The organism is Actinomyces timonensis DSM 23838 (assembly GCF_000295095.1).
In the GTDB taxonomy this organism is placed as follows: domain Bacteria; phylum Actinomycetota; class Actinomycetes; order Actinomycetales; family Actinomycetaceae; genus Actinomyces; species Actinomyces timonensis.
This window is the reverse complement of the sequence record NZ_JH806632.1, coordinates 960,024-984,835: the sequence shown is the minus strand read 5'-3', so window position 1 is coordinate 984,835 and position 24,812 is coordinate 960,024. Positions and strand designations below refer to the sequence as shown.

16 protein-coding genes and 1 pseudogene are annotated in these 24,812 nt (G+C 71.2%); 7 read left to right on the top strand and 10 right to left on the bottom strand.

Annotated features, from left to right (window positions below):
• Nucleotides 1–2,071, top strand: a pseudogene (locus A1QA_RS0104440) (hypothetical protein); the annotation flags it as partial.
• A gap of 159 nt (nt 2,072–2,230) precedes the next feature.
• Complete coding sequence (locus A1QA_RS0104435) at nt 2,231–3,094, top strand: glutathione S-transferase family protein (RefSeq protein WP_017177723.1); 864 nt, start codon at nt 2,231–2,233, stop codon at nt 3,092–3,094.
• Between the two features lie 12 nt (nt 3,095–3,106).
• Here A1QA_RS0104435 and A1QA_RS0104430 read toward each other — a convergent pair whose 3' ends face one another.
• The 6 genes from A1QA_RS0104430 to A1QA_RS0104405 all read right to left on the bottom strand — a co-directional run bounded on the left by A1QA_RS0104430 (nt 3,107) and on the right by A1QA_RS0104405 (nt 7,500).
• Nucleotides 3,107–4,447 (bottom strand): DUF4921 family protein, encoded by a 1,341-nt coding sequence (locus tag A1QA_RS0104430; RefSeq protein ID WP_017177722.1) that lies wholly within the window; start codon nt 4,445–4,447, stop codon nt 3,107–3,109.
• Between the two features lie 56 nt (nt 4,448–4,503).
• The gene (locus A1QA_RS0104425) at nt 4,504–5,163 is read right to left on the bottom strand and encodes a GOLPH3/VPS74 family protein (protein ID WP_017177721.1); all 660 of its coding nucleotides are present in this window, start codon (nt 5,161–5,163) and stop codon (nt 4,504–4,506) included.
• Nucleotides 5,164–5,262: 99 nt separating this feature from the next.
• Nucleotides 5,263–5,895 (bottom strand): GOLPH3/VPS74 family protein, encoded by a 633-nt coding sequence (locus A1QA_RS13440; RefSeq protein ID WP_017177720.1) that lies wholly within the window; start codon nt 5,893–5,895, stop codon nt 5,263–5,265.
• Between the two features lie 88 nt (nt 5,896–5,983).
• Entirely contained in the window at nt 5,984–6,697 is a 714-nt protein-coding gene (locus A1QA_RS0104415) for a GOLPH3/VPS74 family protein (protein WP_017177719.1), read from the bottom strand.
• Between the two features lie 133 nt (nt 6,698–6,830).
• Nucleotides 6,831–7,280 carry a TA system VapC family ribonuclease toxin gene (locus A1QA_RS0104410; RefSeq protein ID WP_017177718.1) on the bottom strand — a complete coding sequence of 150 codons (450 nt, stop codon included), beginning with the start codon at nt 7,278–7,280 and terminating at the stop codon, nt 6,831–6,833.
• Complete coding sequence (locus A1QA_RS0104405; RefSeq protein WP_017177717.1) at nt 7,267–7,500, bottom strand: DUF2191 domain-containing protein; 234 nt, start codon at nt 7,498–7,500, stop codon at nt 7,267–7,269. Before A1QA_RS0104405 ends, A1QA_RS0104410 begins: the two co-directional genes overlap by 14 nt.
• 153 nt (nt 7,501–7,653) lie before the next feature.
• Here A1QA_RS0104405 and A1QA_RS0104400 point away from each other — a divergent pair, with 153 nt between their 5' ends.
• The 5 genes from A1QA_RS0104400 (at nt 7,654) to A1QA_RS0104380 (ending at nt 14,560) form a co-directional block, all read left to right on the top strand.
• A complete protein-coding gene (locus tag A1QA_RS0104400) occupies nt 7,654–11,256 on the top strand; it encodes a DEAD/DEAH box helicase (RefSeq protein WP_017177716.1) in 3,603 nt (1,200 codons plus the stop codon).
• A 186-nt stretch (nt 11,257–11,442) separates the two neighbouring features.
• Nucleotides 11,443–11,736 carry a DUF4244 domain-containing protein gene (locus A1QA_RS13435; protein WP_017177715.1) on the top strand — a complete coding sequence of 98 codons (294 nt, stop codon included), beginning with the start codon at nt 11,443–11,445 and terminating at the stop codon, nt 11,734–11,736.
• Nucleotides 11,737–11,747: 11 nt separating this feature from the next.
• Entirely contained in the window at nt 11,748–12,122 is a 375-nt protein-coding gene (locus tag A1QA_RS0104390) for a TadE family type IV pilus minor pilin (protein WP_043508252.1), read from the top strand.
• Nucleotides 12,119–12,514 carry an Rv3654c family TadE-like protein gene (locus A1QA_RS0104385; RefSeq protein WP_026048684.1) on the top strand — a complete coding sequence of 132 codons (396 nt, stop codon included), beginning with the start codon at nt 12,119–12,121 and terminating at the stop codon, nt 12,512–12,514. Before A1QA_RS0104390 ends, A1QA_RS0104385 begins: the two co-directional genes overlap by 4 nt.
• A gap of 282 nt (nt 12,515–12,796) precedes the next feature.
• Complete coding sequence (locus tag A1QA_RS0104380) at nt 12,797–14,560, top strand: cation:proton antiporter (protein WP_017177712.1); 1,764 nt, start codon at nt 12,797–12,799, stop codon at nt 14,558–14,560.
• A gap of 97 nt (nt 14,561–14,657) precedes the next feature.
• On the opposite strand, the gene A1QA_RS13430 is transcribed toward A1QA_RS0104380, so the two are convergent.
• The 4 genes from A1QA_RS13430 to A1QA_RS0104360 form a co-directional block, all read right to left on the bottom strand.
• Nucleotides 14,658–17,543: an AAA domain-containing protein gene (locus A1QA_RS13430; RefSeq protein ID WP_017177711.1), complete on the bottom strand. Its 2,886-nt coding sequence runs from the start codon at nt 17,541–17,543 to the stop codon at nt 14,658–14,660.
• Between the two features lie 732 nt (nt 17,544–18,275).
• Nucleotides 18,276–20,339 (bottom strand): ABC transporter ATP-binding protein, encoded by a 2,064-nt coding sequence (locus A1QA_RS0104370; protein ID WP_017177710.1) that lies wholly within the window; start codon nt 20,337–20,339, stop codon nt 18,276–18,278.
• Nucleotides 20,336–22,069 (bottom strand): ABC transporter ATP-binding protein, encoded by a 1,734-nt coding sequence (locus A1QA_RS0104365; protein WP_026048683.1) that lies wholly within the window; start codon nt 22,067–22,069, stop codon nt 20,336–20,338. The genes A1QA_RS0104370 and A1QA_RS0104365 overlap by 4 nt, the downstream gene beginning before the upstream one ends.
• Nucleotides 22,070–22,079: 10 nt before the next feature.
• Nucleotides 22,080–24,701, bottom strand: a complete 2,622-nt coding sequence (locus A1QA_RS0104360; protein WP_017177708.1) for a DEAD/DEAH box helicase — start codon at nt 24,699–24,701, stop codon at nt 22,080–22,082.
• Nucleotides 24,702–24,812: the final 111 nt, after the last annotated feature.

Genomic DNA, 24,812 nt, shown 5'->3' with positions numbered 1-24,812 from the left:
CCCAGTTGTGGCGCCGTCGGCCCCCTCCGGGCCCGCCGTCCCCGCCCAGGCGCTCTCCGCGGGCACGCCGGTGACCGGCCCGATCCCGGTGCCGCCCGCCCCCGCGTCCCCGGCCCAGGCCTACGCCCCGACCCAGGCGGCACAACCCGTGCCGACCGCGGCCTCCGGAGCGGGCGCCGCCAGCGCCCCCCATGCGCCGAGCGGCCCCGGGACCCCGGATGCCGCCAGCGCCCAGAGCGCGCCCGCCGCCGCGGCCCCGCCGTCGGGGTCCAAGCCGCTCGTTCCCGCCACCCCTCCGGGCGCCGGGAGCCGCAGCAAGCCCGAGCCGATCATGGAGGACACCTCCGCCCCCGACCTCGAGGGCCCCTACCCCGAGCTCGAGATCAAGCACGTCATGCCGGTTTACGGACCCAAGGACGCCGTCCTGCGCTACTCGCGCTCGCTGGCAAGGCTCGGCGCGGACCTGGACGGGTTCGTCGTCGCCGACCGCGTGGCCGCTGGTGGTGTGCTGGAGGCGGACTGGCCGGGCCCCGCCAACCTGCAGATCGAGACGGCCTTCCTGCGCGCCGATGCCAAGCGGCTCCTGCGCGATCACCAGGGCGCGATCCGCGAGCGCCACCGGATGCGCTCCTCCATCGGGGCGCGTGACGGCGAGCTCGGCTTCCTGCGCCTGGACATCCTGAGCCTGCGCGACGAGCTCGCGGCGGACACCGCCGACGCGCCCGAGGGCGAGGGCATCGACGCTGTCCGCGCCGCGGCCCTGGCCGAGCGCGCCCACCACTACCTGGAGGCCCTGTGGGGGCTCGTCCAGGACTCCCTGGAGCGCCTGGGCGCCCTGGAGCGCGTCGGCAAGCGCGACAGCTCCGTCCAGGGCACCGAGTACCGCCGCCTGGTCCAGATGGGCAACACCGCCGCCGACCTCGCCCAGGTGCTCTCGGCCCTGTCCGATCCCGACGGCGCTGACGCCGCCATCGCGCTCTTCGAATGGATCCTCGACGCCGTCCCTGAGGGCTTCCACGGTGACCACCCCGCCGACGACCTCGATCTCCTGCGGGCCCGGCGGCTCAACGAGGCCGGCTTCCCCCACCGCGCCGGCAACCTGGCCGATGACGTCCTGCGCCGCCACGACCGCACCCCCGTGCTCGCCGCAGTGGCAGCGCGCACGATCCTCGCCGAGAGCACGGCGACCGACGGCGCCACCACCGCCTCGTTGGAGCAGCGGCGCCAGGCCGCCGACGCGCTGGCCGCCCTCGAAGCGCCCGTGAGCGGCCCCCTGGCCACCGTCTCGCTGGGCCGCGCCCTGGCCCAGGATGGCCGTCCCGCCGAGGCCGCCGAGGCCTTCTCCACGGCGCTGTCCGAACTGGGCTCCATCGACGCCCCCGGCGTCGAGCTGTACGTCCGCGGCCTGCTCGCATCCGCGCAGTCCGATATGGGGGAGGGGCGCGGCGCCGTCGACAACGCCACCGCCGTGGCCCGGATCCTCGTGCGCGACGGCCGTGTGGACAAGGCCATCGAGCAGCTGACCACCGCGGCGGCGGCCGCCTCTGATCTCGGTGACAATGCCACCGCCGCCGACCTGCATCGCCAGATCGCCGACCTCCACGGCACCGACACCGACGACGCCAAGCGCCACCGCTCCCGCTCCTTGCGCGAGGCCGCCCGCGAGACCGTCGGCGCGTCCAGCACGGCCGAGGCCGCTGAGCGCCTCGATACGGCGCGCGCCCTCATGGAGGAGTCGCGCGAGCTGCTCGTGGAGTCCTTCTCGGGGAAGGACCGGGCCTGGGAGCGCGGCGCCTGGCACGACGCCTACGCCGTCATCCTGGGGCGCGCCGGCCACGACTCCGAGGTCGTCCCGTACTGCGAGGCCGCCGTCGAGGGGTACATGGCCAAGGACGACCGCCAGGCCGCGGCGACGGCGCTGACCCGCATGGTCCGCTCGCTCATCGAGCTCGATGAGCGCGAGCAGGCGCGCTCCGCCTGCGACCGCATCCGCGAGCTCCTGGCCGATCCCACCTGGGAGGACAGTGACGCGCTGGCCTTCGTCGAGGAGATGGCCCCGCGCCTCGCCTGAGCGGCCGCGCGGCGGATCGTGGGCAGTGCCACCGATGGGCGCTGCGAACACCGCGCGGACCGCATGACAAGGCTCGCTAACTGGGGGACCATGTTCCTGCGGGGGTAACGCCGCCCCCCGCAGTGCCATCGCACGCGCACAGAGCACAGGGAGTCCTTCATGGCCATCGCCACCTCGCACCGCTTCTCCTCCGACGATCTACCCGTTGAGGCGGGCCGCTATCGGCTCATCGCCTCGCCGTCGTGCCCCTGGTCGCGCAGGGTCCTCATCGCCCGGCGCCTGCTGGGCCTGACCGAGGCCATCCCGCTGTCCATGTGCTATGGCCGCGGCGAGGACGGCTTCTGGGAGCTCACCGGCGCCGACGGCGAGCCCGGCACCGACCCCGTCCTGGGCGCGCGCTCCCTGGCGGAGGTCTACGCCACCACCCCCGGCTACACCCCGCCGCCCACCGTCCCGGCGCTCGTCGACACCACCACCGGGCAGGTCGTCTCCGACGACTCCGGCACCCTCCTGTTCGACCTCGCCACCGCCTGGTGGGAGCTGCACCGCGAGGGCGCCCCAGAGCTCTACCCCCTCAACCGGCGCAACTCCACCGACGCCTGGGACGAGTGGATCGGCGAGCACATCAACCGCGGGCACGCCATCGCCACCCACTCCGAGAATGAGGCCGAGGCGGCCATGGCGGCGCAGGGCGTGCTCGTTGCCTTCGACGTCGTCGACACGATGCTCGCCCGCGCCACACGCATGCACCCCTCCCGCGAGGGCGGCATGACGCTCGTGGACCTGCCCCCGCTGTCCTCGATCGTGTCCATCGGGCAGTTCCTGTGCGGCACCGAGCCGACCGGCTCCGACATCCGCCTGTTCACCACCGTGCAGGCCTACGAGTACGGCGGCCGCCAGTCCTACCCCGGCGGCGAGGCCCCCCAGATCAGCTTCTGGCCGGCCCTGTCGCGCTGGTTCCGGGCCCTGGAGCAGCGCTCGGGCTGGGTCAGCTCCGACGAGCGCGGAGCCCTGGGTCTGTAATCCGAGCTCCGCTCACCTGCTCAGGACGGGGTTGTAGAGGAGGCGGTTGGGGGTGGTCGGGCACTCGTCGCCCACCGCCATGGGGGCGATGAGGCGGTCCGCCCGCAGGTCCTCCAGGCGTGCCACCACACGATCGCGCAGGTTCCACGGGTCGATGGTGTTGAGGTAGATCTTCGTGCCGCCCTCGAAGCCCGCCAGCGTGGAGACCCGCCACTTCAGCGTCACATGCCACGGCATGGGCTGGTCGACGTCGATCGGCTTGTGGTGCCACTCCTCATTGCTCGGCACCTCCGCGCCCGTCGCGGCGTGCAGCGCGTGGAGAAGGTCGGCGACGGCGTCGACCTCCTCGCGGCTCATCCGCCACGGCTCGCAGATCGCCGACGTCGAGTACACCTCCAGCGTCGGGTAGCGGTGCCCGAAGCCGGCGAAGGCCACCGCGTGCTCATTCGACGCCACGAGGAGGCCCTGGTACGCGGCGTAGTCCACGGCCATCTCGTTGTACAGGTTCGGGTTCATCCGCACCTTCTCCAGCTCCAGCTGGGCGGAGACCCCGCGCTCGTCGATCGCCACGAGCTGCTTGTGCAGGTGGTCGAAGGAAGCACCCGCCGGGCGCAGCCAGTTCTGGAAGACCGCCACATAGCGCACCCACCGGTTCGCCTCGTACAGGTCATGCATCGCGGCCACGGCCAGGCGGATGTAGGCGCGGTGCTCCACCACGCTCAGCGTCCCCGATCCCGCGAGGCCCGATGAGTCGACGGCGTCATCGGTGAAGTGGCGCCGGCCCACGATGACGTCGTGCCCCCCGGCGAAGAACGAGGCCAGGTAGGCGCGGCGCTCCGTGTCCCCCCAGGCGTCCCAGGCGGCCGGGTCCGCCCCGGAGGCGCGCAGCTTGGCCCGGGCGATCGACGACGCGTGCTCGGCCCCCACCGGATCGGCGAGGTAGGCCTCCATGCGCTCGCGGGCGGCGTCGGGGATCTCGAAGCCATGGTTGGCGCGCCAGTAGTCGAAGGAGACGATCTCGAAGAGATTGGGGATGCGCCGGAACTCCGCGGTCGTCGCGGACAGCTCGGAGGCAGGAACTCCGTCGATCCGCTCATAGCCCCCGCCCGCGCCGACGACGACGCGCGACTTCTCCGGCGGCGTCTCCAAGTACCGGCCCGAGCAGAAGGCGCAGGCCTGCTCGCGCTCCCCGGGCGCCAGCCGGTGGCGCTCGGCGACAGGGTGGGAGATGGGCCGGTTCCCGCGCCCGGGCACGGTCCACACCTCCGTACCGGTGAAGGGGCTGATCTGCTTGACGGTCCCGTCGGCCATGCGGGTGAGCGGCTCGGCGGCAGGGGAGTACGGCATGAGCATGCCTCCATTGTGGCGCGCTCGTCAGTCCCTGGAGCGAGAATGGGCCGGGAAACGGCTCACCCGGCTGCCGCGACCGCCGCGGTGACGGCTGCGATCACCGCGGCGTTCGCCGCATCGACGGCTGCCTTGACGGCGGTGCTGGCGGGGTCTCCCTCGGCGATCTCCTTGATCCGCCGCTTGATCTCGCGCCCGCTCAGCCCGATGTGCTCCTTGGGCAGGACGATGCGCGTCGCGTTCATCGCCTGCAGGACGCCGAGGAGGACGCCGTCCGCCTCTTCGGCAGGGGCCGCGCCCATGACAACAGCCTCGAGATGGGCCCGCAGCGCGGCCTCCGGGCCGGGGTCGAGCGTGGGATAGCGGGTGAACCAGTTGAAGAGCCCGCCCTTGGTCTCATCGAGGATCCCCGCGGCCGTCAATGAACCGGCGGCGAGCTCCAGGGCCCGCAGGCCTTGCCACTGCACGATCGTGCCAACACGCCTGCCATCCTTGACCGCCAGTGCGGCCAGGGCGGCGTCAAGGACGGGGTGGCCGGTGGGGGAGTGGTCGATGATGTGGAGCCTCTTCTTCTTGTCCTCGTTGATGCTGACCCTTCCGGCCTGAACGAGGTCGACGAGCACCGCCGCGCGCAGCGCCACCGGCGCCATTGAACTGGCGCGGGCCTCCCGCGAGCCGGAGTCCTTGAGCAGGAGGAGGAGCAGTCTCTCGACGATCAGCATGCTTTGAGCGTAGGCGCGGAGAGCGGCCCGCCTGTCATCCTCGGGCACGAGATCGGCATCGTCGCGCAGGGGGAGCAGGGAGAATCAGGCGGGCGTGTCTCAGCGATCGTCGTCGACAGTGGCCACGATGATCGTGAGGGCGGCCAGGGCGTCCGTGGCGGTCCGCAGGGGCTCGCCCGGGGCATTCATGTCCGTGATCTCCTTGACCCGCTGGTACAGGCCGCTCCAGCCCAGGCCCGTGCGCTCGCTGGGAAGCACGACCCCGCCGATGCCCAGGCCCTTGAGGATCGATAGCAGCACCTGGTCGGCCGCGGTGGCGGGGCGCTCGCCGGTGAGGACAGCGATGAGGCGGTCGACGACCTCCGCGCCCGGCCCCGCGGTGGGGTCCGCCGCCCGCGCGCCGGCGTCGTCGGATCCGGGGAGGGTCGCGGCGAGATGCTCGGCGATGACGTCCTCAAGCGAGCAGTCGCCGCGCCCGATGGCCGAGGAGATTCGGATGCTCTCCCCGAAGGGAAGGCGGGAGAGGGCGCAGTCGAGGATGGGGTTGTCAGTTGGGGCGTCGTCGGTGACGCGCATCATGGGATCCCGACCCGGGGTGAGGTCGAGTCTGCCAGCGAGGAGGAGGTCGGCGAGCACAGCGCCCCGCAGTCCGTAGATACCGCGCAGAGCCCAGTCCCCACTGCCTCCGCTGTTCCCGCTCAGGATCAGGAACAGCTGTTCAGAGATCAGCATGGCTACACGGTATGACAAAATCGCCGGGGTTCCCTCATCCTCCCGGCGGAATCTTAGGGTTCGTACTCACCGACCCTGCTCACATCACTCATCTCCCGACGGCGGTCACCCCCCGGGTACGGGCGGCGATGACGGCGACGGCGCTGCTGATCGAGGCGATCGCCTCCCTGATCGCCCCGGTGACGGGGGCCTGCTCGGCGATCTCCTTGATGCGCTGCCCGAGGGCGGAGTGGCGCAGGCCCGTGCGCTCGGCGCTCAGCACCCTCGAGGCGACGCCAGTGGACTGCAGCAGCGCCAGGAGCGCGCTGTCCGCGGCATCCGCTGCGCGGGTTCCCGCGATCTCGCCGTAGAGGCGCTCCCGCAGCTCGGCCTCCGGGCGGGGGTCGCGTGTGGGAAAGGCGAGGACGGCGGGCGGCATGGCGCTCGTGCCCGCGGGGTCCGCAGACAGGGCGGGCGCGGGGGCGGCGGCCTCGGCCAGAACGCCCGCTTTGACGAGGGACGCCCCGGCGGCGTCGTGGGCGCGCAGATCGGCCCAGGTGACGGCGGAGGCGATGCGCTTGCCATTCTTGACCGACAGGGCGGCCAGCGCGTCGTCGAGCACCGGGTGGCCCGTGGGGGTGGTGTCGACGATGCGCATCCGCGGGCGGCGCGTGGTACGGGCGGTATCGGCCTCGATCCGGCCAGCCAGCATGAGATCGGAGAGGAGGGCCCCCCGCAGCATGAGGTCGTTGTTGCTCGACCAGCCCTCGGGGTTGCCCGAGTCCTCGGTGAGCAGGAGGAGGAGGGACTCAACGATCAGCACGAGCCCAGGCTAGGGGCGGGGCCTCACGGCGAGCCTCGGCCGATCAGCCGATTCGTCCTCCTACCAGCGGACGACAAGCGCGAGAGGACGGGCGCGCCTGCCGGAGAACTGCGGAACCCAGGGGCCCGTAGTCCTACCGGAGTGGGATCAGTTCGACGGCGTCGCGGTCCTGGGGCGCGAGGGCGGAGAGCATCCTGGAATCCACAGTGGCCAGCCGCGCTTGATGTCTCACGGCGAGATCCACGAGATGGAGGTCGGTGACCTGCTTTGGCCCGGAGAGCTTGGCGAGACTGATCGCAGGAGCGGACAGGGGAGCATTATCAGCGAAGAACTCGTGCCTCCGGCTGGAGGTGAGTTCCGCTAGAGCGGAAAGCACATCGCGTGCGGGCAACTCGAATCCAGTCACACTCGGATTGAGTAGAAGGCGCACATAGGCTGACTGGGTGATCGAGCAGGTCGCCCAGCGCTCGACGCCGTCGAACCAGGTGGATACTGCCTCGTGGTGCGCGTGGTTCGTCAGGGACAGCGCGATGAGCGTGTTGACGTCGAGAAGACGAACCAGCTGACGCCTATTGGTCGCCATCTCTGTATCGCTCGATCAACTCGGGGGTCACCACATGGGCGCTTGCCCCAGGCGGGGGAGAGAACACGGGCACGCCCCGCTTGCTGAGGCGATGCGTGCTGCCCTTGAGTCCCTGGAGGGCGAGGTCTGAGATGGCGCGCCCCACGGAGACACCCTCGTGCCGGGCGCGCTCGCGGGCCAGGTCGAGGACTTGGTCGTCAATCTCGAGCGTGGTTCGCATGGGAGCATCATCGCATCACGGCATCATCCTGTCACGAGGCGGATCGGAGGGGATGACATCGGAATGCTCGCTGGATGCCATGCCGGGGGCCGAGCTGCGCCGCCTGCCGCGACCCTGCGGGTGTTGGCCTCCGACAGGCCGTAGGCTGCCGCCGTGGCTCGCGAGATCACCGAGGATGACTGGCCGGCCCGTGTCACCGATGAGGCGATCATCGCCCGGGTGGGCGGGCAGGCCTTCATGCGCGGCAGGCGCTACGCCGAGGAGGGCCGCGTGCGCGCCGTCTCCGCCTCGGCCGGCGGGGACATCATCATGGCCCAGGTGCGCGGCTCGGGCGGGCGCGCCTACCAGACCATGCTCTACGCCCGCGGCGGCACCGGGACCACCGCCCCTGAGACCGCCCCGCGCTGGGCGGGCAACTGCTCCTGCCCCGTGCGCCAGGACTGCAAGCACACGGTCGCCGTCGTCATCGTGGCCCGCGAGCTGGCGCTCGGCCCCCAGGAGGACGGCCCGGCGGACTGGGAGGCCGAGCTCGATCGCCTCCTGCGCGTGACCCGCGCGCCCCAGCGCGTCATGGCCCTCGAGGTCTCCTTCGGCCCCGAGATGCGCAGCCGCTACTCCAGCGCGCTCAGCCTCCTGCCGCTCATCGAGGGCCGCAACGGCTGGAACCGCAAGGGCGCCGCCTGGTCCCAGGTGCTCGGGGGAGGCCTGAACGGGGAGGTGGATGAGGCCGTCCTCCACCCCCTCCAGGAGATCGGCCGCATGTCCCCCGGCGGCTTCTACTACATGGATGACCGCGTCAGCTTCGACGAGGTCCCCGGCCGAGTCTGGTCCATCCTGCGCCGCGCCGTCGACGCCGGTGTGACCCTGACGACCGCCCAGCGCGCGGGCCGCCCTGTGGTCATCGCCCCCGGCCTGCGCGCGGGGGTGGATGTCATGAGGCAGGACGACGGCGCCGCGGTCATCTCCGCGAGCATCGACCTGCGCGGGGTCGAGGGCCTGGAGGCGATGGGCGCCGACGGCGGCGAGCCCGGGGCGGCGAGCCAGCAGCTCATGCCACTGGGGCGCCCGATCCACGGCTTCGCCTGGACCAACCCGGACGGCTCCCTCGTCCTCATGCCCCTGGAGCCCGCGCCCGACGAGGTCCTCGCCCGCTTCCTCGCCTCCCCCAGCCAGCCGGTCGTCATCCCGGCACCGGACGTGGCGCGCTTCGAGTCCGAGTACCTCGGCTCCCTCCAGCGCGCCGTCCCCATCCTCGCCATCGACGCCACCCTCCACGCGCCCGAGCCGGCCACGTTGCGCCCCGTCCTGCGGGCGACCATCGACGGCGCCACCCACGCCGCCACCACGGATTGGCTCATTCGCTACCTCGGCGCGGGCGGCGAGGTGCTCCGCGAGGAGGCCATCGGCGAGCTCGGCGCCCTCCTCGACGGCGCGACGCCGTCGGCCAGCGCGGGGCAGGGCGAGGGGGCCGGTGATGGTTCCCCGCCCCGGGCGGCCCGGGACCTTCCGGGCGAGCAGCGGGCGGCCCGCGAGATCATCACGGCCCTCATCCCCCTGGCCCGCGAGCACGGCGTGTCCTGGGGGCGCCAGGAGTTCAACGGCATCGCCACCGCCCGCTTCATCATCCGCACCGTTCCCGTGCTGCGCGGCCTCGGGCTGTTCGAGGTCGAGCTCGCCGGGGACGTCCCGGACTACCGCGAGGTCGACGACGCGCCCCTCATCACCACCGATGTCACCGAGGATGACGGCGACAACCCCGACTGGTTCTCCCTGCGCGTCCGGGTGCGCGTGGGGGAGGAGGACGTGCCCATCGAGCGGCTGATCTCCGCCGTCGCCGCCGGGGCCACCGAGGTCATGATCGACTCCGGCGCCATCATCAGCATCGACCGCCCCGAGATCCACCGCCTTGCCGCCCTCATGGAGGAGGGGCGAGACCTCGCCGACCCCCACGCGCGCGGCACCATGCGCGTCTCGCCCTTCCAGGCCGGCTACTACGAGCAGCTCGTGGGCCTCGGCATCCCCGGCGAGGCGGCCGAGCGGTGGCGCGACGGCGTGGCCCGGCTCCTCGCCGTCACGGCCGTCGCCAACGGGGAGGGGGCCGACGGCGAGGCCGCCGCCGCTGACGGCGCGAGCGGCGCTGGGGGAGTGAGCCCGGGAGAGACCGATCTCGTGGAGGCCCCGCCACCGGCCGGTCTGCGGGCCGAGCTGCGCCCGTACCAGCTCGACGGCTACCGCTGGCTCAACCTCCTGCGCGCCGTGGGCCTCGGCGGGATCCTCGCCGACGACATGGGGCTGGGCAAGACGGTCCAGGTGCTCGCCGTCGTCCAGAGGCTCGTGGAGGATCGGGAGGCGGCCGCCGTCGCGAAGGACGAGGGACAGGAGGCGCCGAAGGGGCCCGTGCTCGTCGTCGCGCCCACGAGCGTCGTGAGCGCGTGGATGGAGCAGGCGGCGCGCTTCTGCCCCGAGCTGCGCGTGCGCGCCATCACCCGGACGTCTGCCAAGCGCGGCACCACCCTGGCCGAGGAGGCCGCCGACGCGGACCTGCTCATCACGAGCTACACGATGGTGCGCCTGGGCGAGGAGGAGTTCGCCGCCACCGACTTCGCCTGGGTCGTGTGCGACGAGGCCCAGTTCGTCAAGAACCACACCTCGGCCACCTACAAGGCGGTGCGGCGCCTGCGCGCGCCCTCCACCGTCGCGATCACGGGCACCCCCATGGAGAACTCCCTGGCGGACCTGTGGTCGCTGCTGTCGATCAGCGCCCCCGGCCTGCTGCCCTCGCCCGACCGCTTCACCGCCGAGTTCCGCCGCCCCATCGAGCGCGGCTCGGCCCCCAAGCTCGCCAGCCTGCGCGCCCGCATCCGCCCCTTCATGCTGCGCCGCACGAAGGAGCAGGTGGCCGCTGATCTGCCGGCCAAGACCGAGCAGGTCATCGACGTCGAGCTGCCCGCCTCCCACCGGCGCGCCTACGAGCAGCGGCTGGCCCGCGAGCGCCAGAAGGTCCTCGGCCTGCTGGAGGACGACACCGCCCAATCCCGCTTCACCGCCCTGAAATCCCTCACGACGCTGCGCCTCATGGCGCTCGACCCCTCCCTCCTGGAGGACGAGGAAGGCTCGGAGGGGGAGAGCCGCGACGGCGACGGCGGCTCCGGGAAGCGCGGAGGCAAGCGGCCTGGCCGCCGGGCGCGCTCGGCGAAGGTGGAGGCGCTGCTGGAACAGCTGGAGCCGGTGGTCGCCGAGGGCCACCAGGCGCTCGTCTTCAGCCAGTTCACCCGCTACCTGGGCATGGTGCGCGGCGAGCTGGAGGCCGCCGGGATCACCACGGCATACCTGGACGGCTCGACGTCGGATCGGGCCGGGGTGATCGAGGCCTTCCGCTCCGGTGGGGCGCAGGCCTTCCTCATCTCGCTCAAGGCTGGTGGCTTCGGGCTCACCCTCACGGAGGCCGACTACGTGTTCCTGCTGGATCCGTGGTGGAACCCGCAGACCGAGGAGCAGGCGGTGGACCGCGCGCACCGGATCGGCCAGGACAAGCCGGTGATGGTCTACCGGCTCGTCTCCGCGGGCACCATCGAGGAGAAGGTCATGGCGCTCAAGGCCAAGAAGGCCGAGCTCTTCGAGCGCGTCGTCGAGGGGGCCGACGCCGCAGGGGAGGCCAGGGCCGAGGGGGTGGCCGGCGCGGGGGCCGTTGGGACGGCTGGGATGGCGCAGGCGCGCCTGACCGCGGCCGAGATCCGCGACCTCATCGAGCACTGAGGGGCCCATCCGCAGGCGCTGCGGGCGCCGCCGTGGCCGCGGGGCCGGGAACCACAGGCGGCGGTGCGCCCGGGCGGGGAGCGGTTGTGTGGAGGAGCGCTCATGGCGGACCCGCGAGGGGTTCAGGCTCGGGGAGCGGGCATGGTGCCCGCGGGGCCGAGCGCCCCCGATCCAGAGGAGATCCCCATGAAGAACGCCCTGCTCACCCTCCACCGCGCCTGGGGCCTGGCCCATCCCGGCGCCGAGTACGCCATGCTCACCGGACCCATCGCCGCCGCCCTCGAGCGCGCCGAGGCCGCCGTCGAGCGCTCCACGCCCGAGGGCAGCGACCCCAGTGGCGAGGCCGGCATGGCCACCGCCGAGTACGCCATCGGAACGCTCGCGGCGGCCGCCTTCGCAGGTCTGCTACTGGCCATCATGCGCTCGGGGAGCCTGAGGGGCACGCTGCAGTCCCTCATCGAGTCGGCCCTGTCGGTCTGATGCGCGCCGCGATGCCGCTCCCGCGCGCCCGCAGGCCGCCCGCGCTCCGGGACGAGTCCGGCATGGCGACGGCGGAGCTCGCGGTCGCCATGCCCGCAGTCATCCTCGTCCTCCTCCTGGCGCTCTCCGCGCTCGCGGCGGGCGCCACCCAGATGCGCCTGACCGACGCCGCCCGCGTGGGCGCTCGGCAGGCGGCCATCGGGGCCGACCCCCTGGCCGCCGCGGGCGCCGTCGTCCCCTCCGGTTCCTCCATCGCTGTGGGAGCCGAGGGGGACCTCACCTGCGTCAGCATCAGCCGCGCCGCGCCCGGCGTGCTCGGACGGGCGGGGCTCACCCTGCGGGCGCGCGCCTGCGCCTATACCGAGCCGAGCGGTGACGCGCCATGAGGGAGTGGCGGAGCCTCCTCGCGGGTGAGCGGGGAGAGGGGACGGTCCTCATGGTCAGCGTCATCGGGGCGATCCTCGCGATCACGCTCGGACTGACCGGGCTCATGCGCGCGGAGAGCGCGGCCGGCCGGGCGCGGAACGCCGCCGACATGGCCGCCCTGGCCGGGGCGACCGCACTGACATCGATCATCGCGCCCGGCGACCCCTGCGCCGCCGCGCAGCGCCTCGCGTCGGCCAACGGCGCGGACCTGGCGTCGTGCGGCGTTGAGGGCGAGGACGTCGTCGTGAGCGTGTCCGTCGAGGTCAGCGTGCTGGGTGTGCCCCGGCGGGCCCGGGCCCAAGCCCGAGCCGGCCCCGCCGACACGATCAATGCATCCCCCGCCACCCCATAGCCCCTCCCTATATGCGAGACCGGGCGATCAGCACCGCGAGACCGGTCGACATCAGGAGGCGGGTTCCGGGGGTGAGCGCAACCGCCGGTGGAGAATGTCGCCGTCGGGCCGCAGTACCCCCGCCTCCGCCTTCATCCCCGCGCCCGCACTTGCGCCCGCCCCGGCTCCCGCCGAGTAGCCGGCGCCCCCGCGCACACGTCGCACCCCGGTACTGCTCCACTCCCACCCAGCTCCCGCGAGTAGGCTCCCGACCCGGTCCTCGCCCGCGTCAGAAGGAGCACCATGGCCCAGGCCTTCGTCTCTCTGCTGTGGATCGTCGCCGTCGCCCTGCTCGCGCCGATGATCTCGCTGAACATCCCACGCCGCATCGTGCCCGAGACCGTGCTGCTCATCCTGGGCGGCCTGGCCATCGGCCCGAGCGTCCTGGCGATCGCGGAGAAGGGCGAGCCCATCGAGTTCCTCTCCGAGCTCGGCCTGGCCTTCCTCTTCCTCATGGCCGGCTACGAGATCGACGTCAACGAGCTGCGCGGGTCCGGCGGCCGCCACGCCACCGCCGCCTGGTTCGGCTCCCTGGCCCTGGCCTTCGCCACCGTCACCGTGGTGGGCGTGGCCGGCGGGCCCCTGTCCGCCAATGGCATCGCCATCGCCATCGCCATGACGTCGACCGCGATCGGCACGATCCTGCCGATCCTGCGCGAGCGCGGCCTGCTGTCGACGGCGGTGGGCGCGGCGATCCTCAACCACGGCGCCGTCGGCGAGGTCGGCCCCGTCATCCTCATGGCCCTCCTGCTGGGGACCCGCTCCACCTGGCAGTCCGTCGCCGTGCTCGCCCTCTTCCTGGCGATCACCCTGGTCATCGTGCGCTTCACCGACCGCGTCAAGGCCGCCGGGCAGCGCCTCGTCGCGCTCATCCACCTCGGCGGGACGACGACGGCGCAGACCACCATCCGCGTCACCGTCCTCCTCCTCGTGGGGCTGTGCGCGCTCGCCGAGGTCTTCCACCTCGACGTCGTCCTGGGGGCCTTCGCCGCCGGGTTCATCCTGCGCTACGCCGTGCCCGACGGGAACCGCGAGCTGGAGGAGAAGCTCGACGGCCTCGCCTACGGCTTCTTCGTGCCGATCTTCTTCGTCACCTCCGGGATGGCCATCGAGCTGGAGATCACCGCCGACTCCCTGATCTACCTGGGCGCCTTCCTCGTTCTCCTCGTGCTCACCCGCGGCCTGCCGGTCTGGCTCTCCGCGCGCCTGGAGCGCCGTCGCGACGGCCTGCGCGCCTACTCGATGCGCCAGTGCCTGCAGATCGCCATGTACTCCACCACCGCCCTGCCGATCATCGTGGCGGTGACGCAGGTGGCGGTCAACGCCGGCGCGATGAGCTCCTCCATCGCCTCCACGCTCGTGCTCGCCGGCGCCGCGAGCGTGCTCCTCATGCCACTGCTGGGCCTGGCCCTGGGCGCCGACGCCGACCACGTCCCCGCCGTCGAGGCCCTGGCCATCGTCCAGGGCCCGGTGGACTCCGCGGGCAGCGAGGTCAAGAGCGCCTCCACCTCCGCGATCCCCGAGGAGGACGACGGCGAGGTCAGTGTGGTCTCCAAGCCCCGCCAGCCCGCGTCCCCGGCGACGGCGGACGGCGGGTTGGGTGGCGACGTCGCCGCCATCGTGCCCGCTGATCAGCCAGTTGGCCAGCCCGACGGCGAGGCTGGCCTCGAGGCCGTCCCGGCGCCCGCGGGCGATGCGGGCCGCTCGGGCATGCCCAGCCTTCCGAAGCCCCTGCCCGGGCTGCGCCGCGGCGAGTCGCGTGTCACCCGGCTGGGCCTGAGTGAGGAGGAGGCGGCCGCGCTCGTCGAGCGGCTGCGCCGGGTCGAGGAGGAGCGGACGCACTGGCGCGAGCAGATGCGACACCAGATCCACCTCGACCGCGAGGAGTCCCAGCAGCGGCGCGCGGTCCTGCGGGCGCAGCACCGGGCACAGGTGCGCAAGGAGCGGGCCGAGCTGCGCGACATCAAGCGCCAGGCCCGCCAGGCGCGCCGCAACCGCAAGTCCTGAGCCCGGCGCGCCACACCGGGTGTCAAGCCCCGGGTTTCGCGGAGGCTTGTTTGTCTGGTTCCGGCGCGGGTCGGCGTTTGCAGGGCGTGTTCTCCCTCTATCCTGCCAGTGCCTGATCGAGTGCCTCCTGGATCCTCTTGCTCTCCCCGCTGTGGTTGGTCGGCAGCCGAAGCAAGGGTATTCCGCAGGCAGAGAGGATCGAGTCCTTGGTGGCGTCCCTGCGCCTCTGGTCGGCGTTGTTCTCGTGCTGGAAGCCGTCAACCTCAATGGCCAGGATGAGGACCTTGGTGACTCTGTGGTAGATCGCGAAGTCCACGGAGGAGACAGTGCGGAGGAAGTGGCGCTGGCGTTCGTCGAGGTCTGTCTCGGGCGGGACAAGGCTGTGCAGTCGCACCTGCGTCTGCACACTGAGATGCTGATAGGCCTCATCGTGCGTGAGGATGTCCTCCAGCAGCGTGTTCATGATGTTCTCCGACAGGTACCTGCTCGTGCCATGCACACGCTTGGCGAAGTGCTCCAGTCGCTGGGAGTGCTCACGGTGGAGCAGATCGAAGACGGAGACGATAGGGCTCTCACAAGCCGCTGAGGGGTTCTGGTGAACGATGTAGTCCACCAGGTCCTGAATATTGCGGCTGCCTCGGAGCGGGCCGTTGTGGGTGACGAGGATAAACTTCTTCTTGGCTCGTGAGACCGCGACGTTGATCAGACGAGGGTCGTCAGCGAACTGCAGGCCCATGCGCCCCTGACGGGACTGGTCGACAACCGTGCTCATAATGATCGTGTCCCTGCCTCTGCCCTGGAACCTGTGGACGGTGTCAGCGCTGCCTGCGGGAAGATGAGAATACGCCGTTGTCGTCTCATTCAGGCGGTCCGCCTGAAGGCGGAAAGGAGTGACTAGTCCGAGGTGCTGGGCAGCCTCTCCGTGCGCGGCCTGATCGGCCTGTTCCGAGTCGCCAGCGAGCAGGTGGCCAATGACCTCGATCTCCCGTTGGTTGTAGGTCCCGCGGGCCAGGCCTGTGGTGACCCGCCGCGCGTGATTGCCTGGGGCAGTCCTGATTACCGACAGGGGCGAGGTGACGCTGGGATCGGCCTGACGCATCGGGATGAGCGTGCCGTCGTAGTACATCTGGTTGCAGAACTCGATGATTGCCGGCTCGCAGCGATAGTGCTCGGTGAGCATCGTGCGGGAGACGCGCTCCCCGTACACGGTCGTCACTGATTCAAGGATCGACTGAGAGGCGTCGTACAGGCCGAGCCTCTCCTCGTGGAGCTCTGCCTGCAAGGCCCGGTCCAGGGTTACGTCCAGTTGCTTGAGGTCTCCGACCACAACGACATGACGGGCCTTGCTCATTGCCAGAGCAGCGTCTGGAAGGTTCGTCTGGCTGGCCTCGTCGATGATGAGCCAATCGAGCATGCCAAGATCACCGAGATTGCTGCGAATAGACCGGCAGGTGGTCAGGATGACTGGGTACTGGGCGAGCAGCTCAGCGCAGTGCCTGCGCGTGCTGTTCGCCTTGTCGTCGAAGGTGAAGGAGGGAGTCCTCGAGTAGTGGTCGCTCAGAGCCTGGTTGAGCACCTGCCAGGACAGCGCCTGGTGCTCCTGGCGGGCCTGCTGTGGGGACTGGGCGGAGAGGTCAGCAACAAGACCTGCCTCCTTCTGCATCAGCTCGCCGATGCGCTTGGCATAGAAGGCGCGCTCCAACGCCTGCACGGTCGCCGTGTCGTGAGGATCGATCTGCTTGAGGCGCCCGTACTGGAAATAGCGGCGTATCCGGGCCGGGATCGATCGCAGGCCGGCTGAGCCCGGCCCTGGAACGCTGGTTTCCGCCAGGTAACTGAGGATGCGGTCGGAGCTTCTCTTCAGCAGGGGCAGGTCTGACAGGTCAGGGAGCTCCCCGGCAAGAAGGACTCGCTCGAAGTGCTCGGCCTCAAGACGGTAGGCGGCCAGCTCCTGACGCAGGACGGCGATCTGACGGTTCTCCGACCAGATCTTGGTGAGGCGCTGCTCGGCGTGTCGCAGCGCATCACCCGACGTGGAACCTGGAACGTCCTGCGGGCGCTGCGCCTCTGCGCTCTTCTGGGCGTCCTGCCAGGCCCTGAGCGCCGCGTTGCGCTGCTCCTGTTCTGCCAGGAATACAGGCACGCGCTCGCGGCTGCTACCCAGGCGCGCGGCGATGAAACCGATTCCTGCCTCCTGGAGCTTGGCCTGGACGTTGTCAACGGCAGAGTTGCCGAAGGAGACGACACCCACACTGCATCCGGGGCGAGTCACGATGTTGGCGATGAGGTTGAGGATGGTCTCGGTCTTGCCGGTCCCAGGTGGTCCGTCGATGACGCTGACACGGTGGCGCAGTGCCTTCTCGACAGCCTGGCGCTGAGCCTCATTGGACTGGAACGGCAGAATGATGGGGGCGAGGGCATCCGGTGCCTCCTCGTCCGCGGCCAGAAGATAGTAGTTCAGGGCGCTGTCCGGGTGCGGACGACCGATCGGCTCCAGCCGCCTGGCCAGGCTGAGCCCGTTATCGTTATCCTGATCCTTGATTGTGGCTGCGTCAATTTTGTTGGCGGCACCGAGAAGGTAGGCGAGCCTCAAGTCCAGCTGTTCATCTTCTGGCGTGTGCGGCGCGATGAAGACTTCCGCTGCGGTTCTGAAAGACCACCTCCTTGCCTGGCTGCTTCGCCGCCGTAGGTGATACCACCCGCCGCCCGGGGCCTGAGGGTCGGCGAAGAAGACCACATCAAGATCCTCGGGATGTGGCCACAGCTCGCCGCGCACGAAGACCGAGTCGCTGGGGTGGAGCGGGTAGCGCTGACCAGTGAGCTCGTAGGCCCGACGGTGGGTGTAGGTGTACTGCCTGGGGTTGTTCTGGAAGACGATCCAGGTGTGTTCCTGATCGGTGGAGCACGACTGAACATCCTGTGTTCGGTCGGCCGCACTGTTCTTGCTTACGATGATGATGCAGCGTTCTTCAGGATATATCATTGTCGGCCCTTCAGGTGCAGTGGAAGGGATGCTCCTGAAACCTATCTCAGATACTTCTTGGGCTGAAGGGTGGTTTCGCCTTCGCGGATTCGATCCCTTGGTGCCCTAGTGCCCTAGTGCCCGGGTGCTCGCGGGAGCGATCTCGCACGTGCATTGCTAGGGGGAGCTTCCGTCGATCGGCGTCGTTCTCACGTTGTGCGTTCTTGGGGTGGTGAGGCGGAGGGAGCCTCCTCCGCCATTCAAGCGTGACTACCCATGCGGTGATCGAACCAACGGCACGTTCCCCTTCCAGGACGAGCCCATCAACGAGGATCAGTTCGCGACGGATGCCTGGACCTGGATCGTTGGCCTGAGAAGCCCATGTCAGCGGCAGTATCCGGCCTTTAGTGAACTCATTGAGAACCGGGCGCCTGAGCGCGGCGACTCGTCTACCGCCTCGTCGTGGACACCGCTGCTGACCGTCCATCAGTGCCACAGAAGTCGTACATGACCCAGTCGCGCCTCGGGCGTCTTTCTGAACTGCTGAGGTCCTGTCGCATCTAGAAGACCGGCTCAGAAGGGGGAGGTGGGCCTTGTCCCCGACCACGCCCGTCTCTCGGCTCTGGGTCGGCCCCACCTCGCGCCCTCGGCCCGCAGAAACCGTCTCGGCCCGGCGTTGCGCCCTCGAACTGCGAGGATGAGGGCGCAACGCCGGGCCGAGACGGCGGGGCGGGGGTGAGGGCGCGGCGCGCCTCAGTCGGAGGCCAGCTCCCGGCCCGCGAACTGCGCGGCGTGCAGGCGGGCGTAGGCCCCGCCGCGCTCCAGCAGTTCCGCGTGCCGGCCCTGCTCCACGATGTCGCCGTGCTCCATGACGAGGATCGTGTCGGCGTCGCGGATCGTGGACAGGCGGTGCGCGATGACGAAGCTTGTCCGACCTTCGCGCAACCGGTTCATCGCCTGCTGCACCAGCAACTCGGTGCGGGTGTCCACCGAGCTCGTCGCCTCATCGAGGATGAGGACGGCGGGGTTGGCGATGAAGGCGCGCGCGATCGTCAGAAGCTGCCGCTCACCAGCGGAGATATTCGCGGCGTCCTCCTCCAGGCGCGTCTCGTAGCCCTGCGGGAGGGCCTTGATGATGTGGTCGACGAAGCAGGCCTCCGCGGCCGCCTCCACGTCCTCATCCGAGGCGCCGGGCCGCCCATAGCGGATGTTCTCCCGGATCGTCCCCTCGAACAGCCACGGGTCCTGCAGCACCATCCCGGTCCGACGGCGCACCTCGTGGCGCGTCATCAGCGCGATGTCCCGGCCGTCGAGGGTGATGTGGCCACCGTCGAGCTCGTAGAAGCGCATGAGCAGGTTGACCAGGGTGGTCTTCCCCGCGCCGGTCGGTCCGACGATCGCCACCGTGTGCCCCGGCTCCACGCGCAGGGACAGGTCCCGGATGAGCTCGGTGTCCGGCGAGTAGGAGAAGCGGGCGTGCTCCACCTCGATGACGCCGGTGCCCGGCCGGGCGGCACCCGCCACCAGGTCTGCCTCACCGGCCCCAGTTCCCTCGCTGCCCTCGGCGTCAGGGGCCTCCTCCTCGGCGTCGAGAAGCTCGAAGATTCTCTCGGCCGAGGCCGTTCCGGACTGCACTGCCGTGGCCATCCCGCCGAGCTGGCCCAGCGGCTGCGAGAACTGCTGGGAGTACTGGATGAAGGCCTGCACATTGCCCAGGCTCAGCGACCCAGAGGCCACCATGATCCCGCCGACCACCGCGATGGCCACATAGGAGATGTTCCCGATGACCAGCATGAGCGGCATCATGATCCCCGAGAGGAACTGGGCGCGCAGCGCCGAGCGGTAGAGCTCGTCATTCTCCTCGGCGAAAGCCTCCCGCACCGTCTGCGTGCGCCCGTAGACCCGCACGAGGGCGTGACCGGAGAAGGACTCCTCCACACGCGTGTTGATGCGGCCCGTGCGCGCCCACTGATGGGTGAAGGCCTTCTGGGAGCGCGGCCCGATCACCCCGAACACTCCGCCCATGAGCGGGATGATGATGAGCGCCACCAGCGCCAGCTTCCAGGAGATCGAGAACATCATCACCATGACGCCCACGACGGTGAGGATCGAGGTCAGCGCCCCGGACAGCGACTGCTGGAGGGTGTTGGTGACGTTGTCGACGTCGTTGGTGACGCGGGAGAGCATCTCGCCGCGCTGCATCTGGTCGAAGTAGGACAGCGGCAGGCGGTGGATCTTGGTCTCCACCTGCTCGCGCAACCGGTACATGGCGGTCACGGTGATGCGGTTGAGCAGGAATCCCTGCAGGCACATGAGGATCGCCGAGGCGACGTACAGCACGAGCACCGTGGCGAGGATCGTGCCGAGGCGACTGAAGTCGATGCCCTCGCCCGGCCGCAGGTTCATGGCGGCGGCCATATCCGCCATGTCGCCCTCCCCCGAGGCGCGCAGGCCCTCGACGACCTGCTCCTTCGTGACCCCCTGTGGCAGGCGCGAGGAGATGACGCCCTCGAAGATGACGTTCGTGGCGTTGCCCAGCACCTTGGGCGCGGCCACGGACAGCACGATCCCGACGACGCTCGCCAGCGTGATGATCGTCAGCGTTCCCTTGAAGGGGGCGAGCAGGCCGATCATGCGGCGGAAGGAGGGCCAGAAGGCCTCGGCCTTGCCCGGGGGCGGGCCGGAGTGCCAGTCGTCGGAGGCCGCCTGCGCGGAGGCGGCGAGCTTGATCTCCTCCTCGCTCAGCTCGTCGGTGGCGGCGCGCGCGCCCTTCTTGTGGGCGCGGTCCGCCCGCTTGTCGCTTGCGTGGCGGCTCATGCGGCCACCTCCTGTCCGAGCTGGGAGGAGACGATCTCCTGGTACACCTCGCAGGTGGTCAGCAGCTCCTCGTGCGTGCCGGTGCCGACGAGGCGCCCGCCGTCGAGCACGAGGATCTGATCGGCGTCGGTGACCGTCGTGATCCGCTGGGCGACGACGATCTTCGTCACCCCCACGGTGGCGGGCGCGAGGGCCGTGCGCAGGCGGGCGTCCGTGGCCACGTCGAGGGCGGAGAAGGAGTCGTCGAAGATGAGGATGTCCGGGCGGCGCACGAGGGCGCGGGCGATGGCCAGGCGCTGGCGCTGCCCGCCCGAGACGTTTGTACCGCCCTGGGTGATAGGAGCCTCGAGCCCCCCGTCCATCTCCTCCACGAAGTCGCGGGCCTGGGCCACTTCAAGCGCAGCCCACAGCTCGTCGTCGTCGGCCTCCTCACGGCCGAGGCGCAGGTTCGTGGCCACGGTCCCGGCGAAGAGGAACGGCTTCTGGGGGACCAGGCCGAGGGTGGCCCACAGCGCCTCGGGCTCGGCCTGGCGCACGTCGACGCCGCCCATGAGGATCGCGCCGTCGGTGGTGTCGACGAGCCGGGCCAGCAGCGCCACGAGCGTGGACTTGCCCGAACCGGTGGAGCCGACGATCGCCGTCGTCGAGCCGGGGGCCACACGGAAGGAGACGCCGGTGAGGACGGCCGCCTCGGCGTCAGGGTAGGAGAAGGTGACATCCCGCAGCTCGACGGCGCCGGGCTCCGGGAAGGAGGTGGTCGCGCTCTCGGCGACGGTGAGCGACGGGTCGACGGCCAGGACCTCACTGATGCGCTCGGCGCAGACGGTGGCGCGCGGGATCATCATCGTCATGAAGGAGGCCATGACGATACCCATGAGGATCTGCATGAGATAGGCCATGAAGGCGATGAGGGTGCCGACCTCGACGTCGCCCGAGCCCACGCGGTGGCCGCCGTACCAGATGACGCCCACGACCGTGACGTCCAGGACGAGTGTGACCAGCGGGAACAGGATGATGAAGAGGCGCCCGACGCGCTCGCCCACCCACGCCATGTCATGGTTGACGCCGGCGAAGCGCTCGGCCTCGGCGCGCTCGCGCACGAAGGCGCGGATGACGCGGATGCCGGTGAGCTGCTCGCGCAGGACCCGGTTGATGCCGTCGAGGCGGTCCTGGTAGGACCGGAAGAGCGGGACCATGCGGCGCACGATGAGGCCGACGATCGCCAACAGCACCGGCACGCTCACCGCGACGAGCCATGCGAGGCCCGGGGCGCGCGTGACTGCCATGATGATGCCGCCCACCGCCATGATCGGCGCCATGACGAGCATCGTGCAGCCCATGAGGACGAGCATCTGGATCTGCTGGACGTCATTGGTGTTGCGGGTGATGAGGGAGCCCGCGCCGAAGCCGGAGACCTCTCTCTCGGAGAAGGAGCCGACCCGGTGGAAGATCTTGGCGCGCAGGTCGCGGCCCAGGCCCATGGCCGAGCGCGCCGCCAGGTAGGTGGCGAGCATGGTGCAGGCGCCCTGGGCGGCGCTCACGGCGAGCATGAGGCCACCGGTGCGCCAGATATAGCCGGTGTCGCCGGTGGCCACGCCGCGGTTGATGATGTCCGCGTTGAGGGTTGGCAGGTAGAGGGATGCCATCACCTGGGCGAACTCGAGGACGAGCACGCAGGCCAGCAGGCCGTAGTAGGGGCGCAAGTGCGTCCGCAGGAGTCGTATCAACATGCAGGTGAGCCTAGCCCCCTGACGCCGTGTCAGGGTAAGGGGCTGGCGGGGCTGAGCGTGCCGAGCGCGCGGCCTGGACGAGCAGGCGCAGCAGGGCGATGGCACCGGGCTTGTCGAGGGGCTCATTGTTGTTGCCGCATTTGGGTGACTGGATGCAGCTGGGGCACCCCGAGGCGCAGCGGCACTCGGTGATGACGTCGAGCGTGGCCTGGAGCCAGCGCGCTCCGGCCCGGTGCCCGCGCTCGACGAAGCCCGCGCCCCCCGCGGCGCCGTCGTGGACGAAGACGGTGGGCCGCATGGTCTGGGGGTGCAGGGCGGTGGACAGCCCGCCGATGTCCCAGCGGTCGCAGGTTGCCAGGAGGGGGAGGATTCCGATCGAGGCGTGCTCGGCGGCGTGCAGCGCGCCCGGCAGCTGGGCGGGGGCGACGCCCGCGGCCTCGCAGGCCTCCGGTGGGAGCGTCCACCAGACGGCGGCGGTGGGCAGGACGCGCTCGGGCATGTCCAGGGGGTGCTGGGAGACGACCTCCATACTGGGCAGGGCGAGCTTGGTGTAGCCGGTGACCTGGCTGGTGACCTCCACGCTGCCCAGGCTCCAGGTGACGCCGTCCGCCCAGGGCTCGGCCTGGCGCTCGGCGAGGATGCGCACGCTGGAGCGCTCGCGGGCGCGCGTCCGGTACCCCACCGCCAGGCGCGGGGTGACGATGGCGGCCTCCTCGGTGAGCTCGTCGACGACGTAGGCGCGCCCCTGGTGCATGTAGACGGCGCCGGCGTGGAGGGAGGAGTCGGCGCTGGCACCGGGGGCGGTGCCGATGACCGTGCCGGAGCCAGACTCGACGATAGGCACGTCGGGCGGGCCGTCGCCGCGCAGAGTGGTGAGGTCCTGGGGGCGGCCGGGCAGGGAGGCGTTCCAGAACCAGCCGGTGGGACGGCGGCGCAGGGCCCCGCGCTCGGCGAGGTCGGCCAGGAGGGCGTCGTCCGGGAGGCCGAAGAGCTCGAGGTCGGCCTGGCGCAGGGGCGATTCGGAGGCGGCGGCGCACAGGTGCGGGGCGAGGACGTAGGGGTTGGCGGGGTCGAAGACGGTGGCCTCGGGAGCGGCGAACACGTCTTCGGGGTGGTGGACGAGGTAGGCGTCGAGGGGGTTGTCGGAGGCGATGAGGACGGCGACGCCGGGGCTGCCCGCGCGTCCGGCGCGCCCGGCCTGCTGGCCGAGAGAGACGCGGGTGCCGGGCCACCCGGCGATGATGACGGCGTCGAGCCCGGTGACGTCGATGCCGAGCTCGAGGGCGTTGGTGGTGGCCAGGGCGCGCAGGCGCCCGTGGCGCAGGTCGGATTCGAGGGCGCGGCGCTCCTCGGGGAGGTACCCGCCCCGGTAGGCGGCGACGGCGTCGGCCAGCTGGGACAGGGGCGGGCCGGAGCGGGTGAGGATGTGGCGGGCGTGCTCGGCGACGACCTCCGCGGAGCGGCGCGAGCGCACGAAGACGAGGGCCTGGGCACCGGCGCTGAGGAGGTCGACGAGGATCTCGGCGGCCTCGGCGGTGGCCGAGCGGCGGGGCGAGGGCTCATCGGGGGTGTCGGGGTCGGGAGCGGCGCTGGGCTCGTCGGCTTCCGGTGCGGCGGGCGCGGCCGCCCAGGGGTCGGTGAGGGCGGGCTGCCAGAGGGCGAGGGAGCGCTCGCCAGCGGGGGCGCCGTCGTCGGTGATGGCGACGACGGCGCTGGGCGGGGCCCCGATGAGGCGCGCTGCGGTGAGGGCGGGCTCGGCGGCGGTGGCCGAGGCGCACAGGACGGTGGGGCCGGGGGAGTCGGGGCTCAGGCGGCGGGCGAGGCGCAGGAGGCGGCGCAGGACGAGGGCGACATGCGCGCCGAGGACGCCTCGGTAGGCGTGGCACTCGTCGACGACGACGTAGCGCAGGGAGCGCAGGAAGCGGGTCCAGCGCTCGTGGCCGGGCAGGAGGGAGAAGTGGAGGAAGTCGGGGTTGGTCAGGATGATGTCGGCGTGGGCGCGGGCCCAGTCGCGCTCGGGCAGGGGCGTGTCCCCGTCGCAGGTGCCGGTGCGCAGGGTGAGGGGCGGGGTGGGGGAGATGGGGGCGTCTGGGGCCTGGGCTGCGTCGATGCGGTCGGCGAGGCGGTCGAGGGCGGCGGCCTGGTCGGCGGCGAGGGCCTTGGTGGGGGCGAGGTAGAGGGTGGTGGGGCGGCGGCCGTGGGCGGAGATGCGGTGGCCGGTGCCGGAGGCGTGGGCGTCGCGCTGGGCGGCGAGGATGTCGGAGACGGCGGGGAGCCAGGTGGCGAGCGACTTGCCGGAGCCGGTGCCGGTGGCGATGACGGTGTGGTGGCCGCTGTGGAGGGCGTCGGCGGCCTGGGCCTGGTGGGTCCAGGGCTGGGGGATGCCGGAGGCTGCCAGGGCGGCGACGAGCGCGGGGTCGGCCCAGTCGGGCCAGTCTGCGTGGCGGGCCGGGCGCGCGGGCGTGCGCTCGAGGTGGATGAGCCGCTCGCCCCGCGCGCCGATGGTCTCCAGGAGGGCGGTGAGGTCCTGCGCGGGTGAGGGCGTGGTGGAGGTGATGCCAGGCGCCGGGCGCGTAGAGGGCGCGGCGGCAGATGCCTGCTCGGCGGGCTCGGCGGACGGCTCAGGACTCACCGTCCCAGTCTGCCGCAGCCTGGTGCCCCTCCCTCCCGCCCACCAGTTCGCCGAGATCGTCCCTTCGGTGCCGACTTCGTACCCTTACCCACCGATCTCGGCACCAAAGTG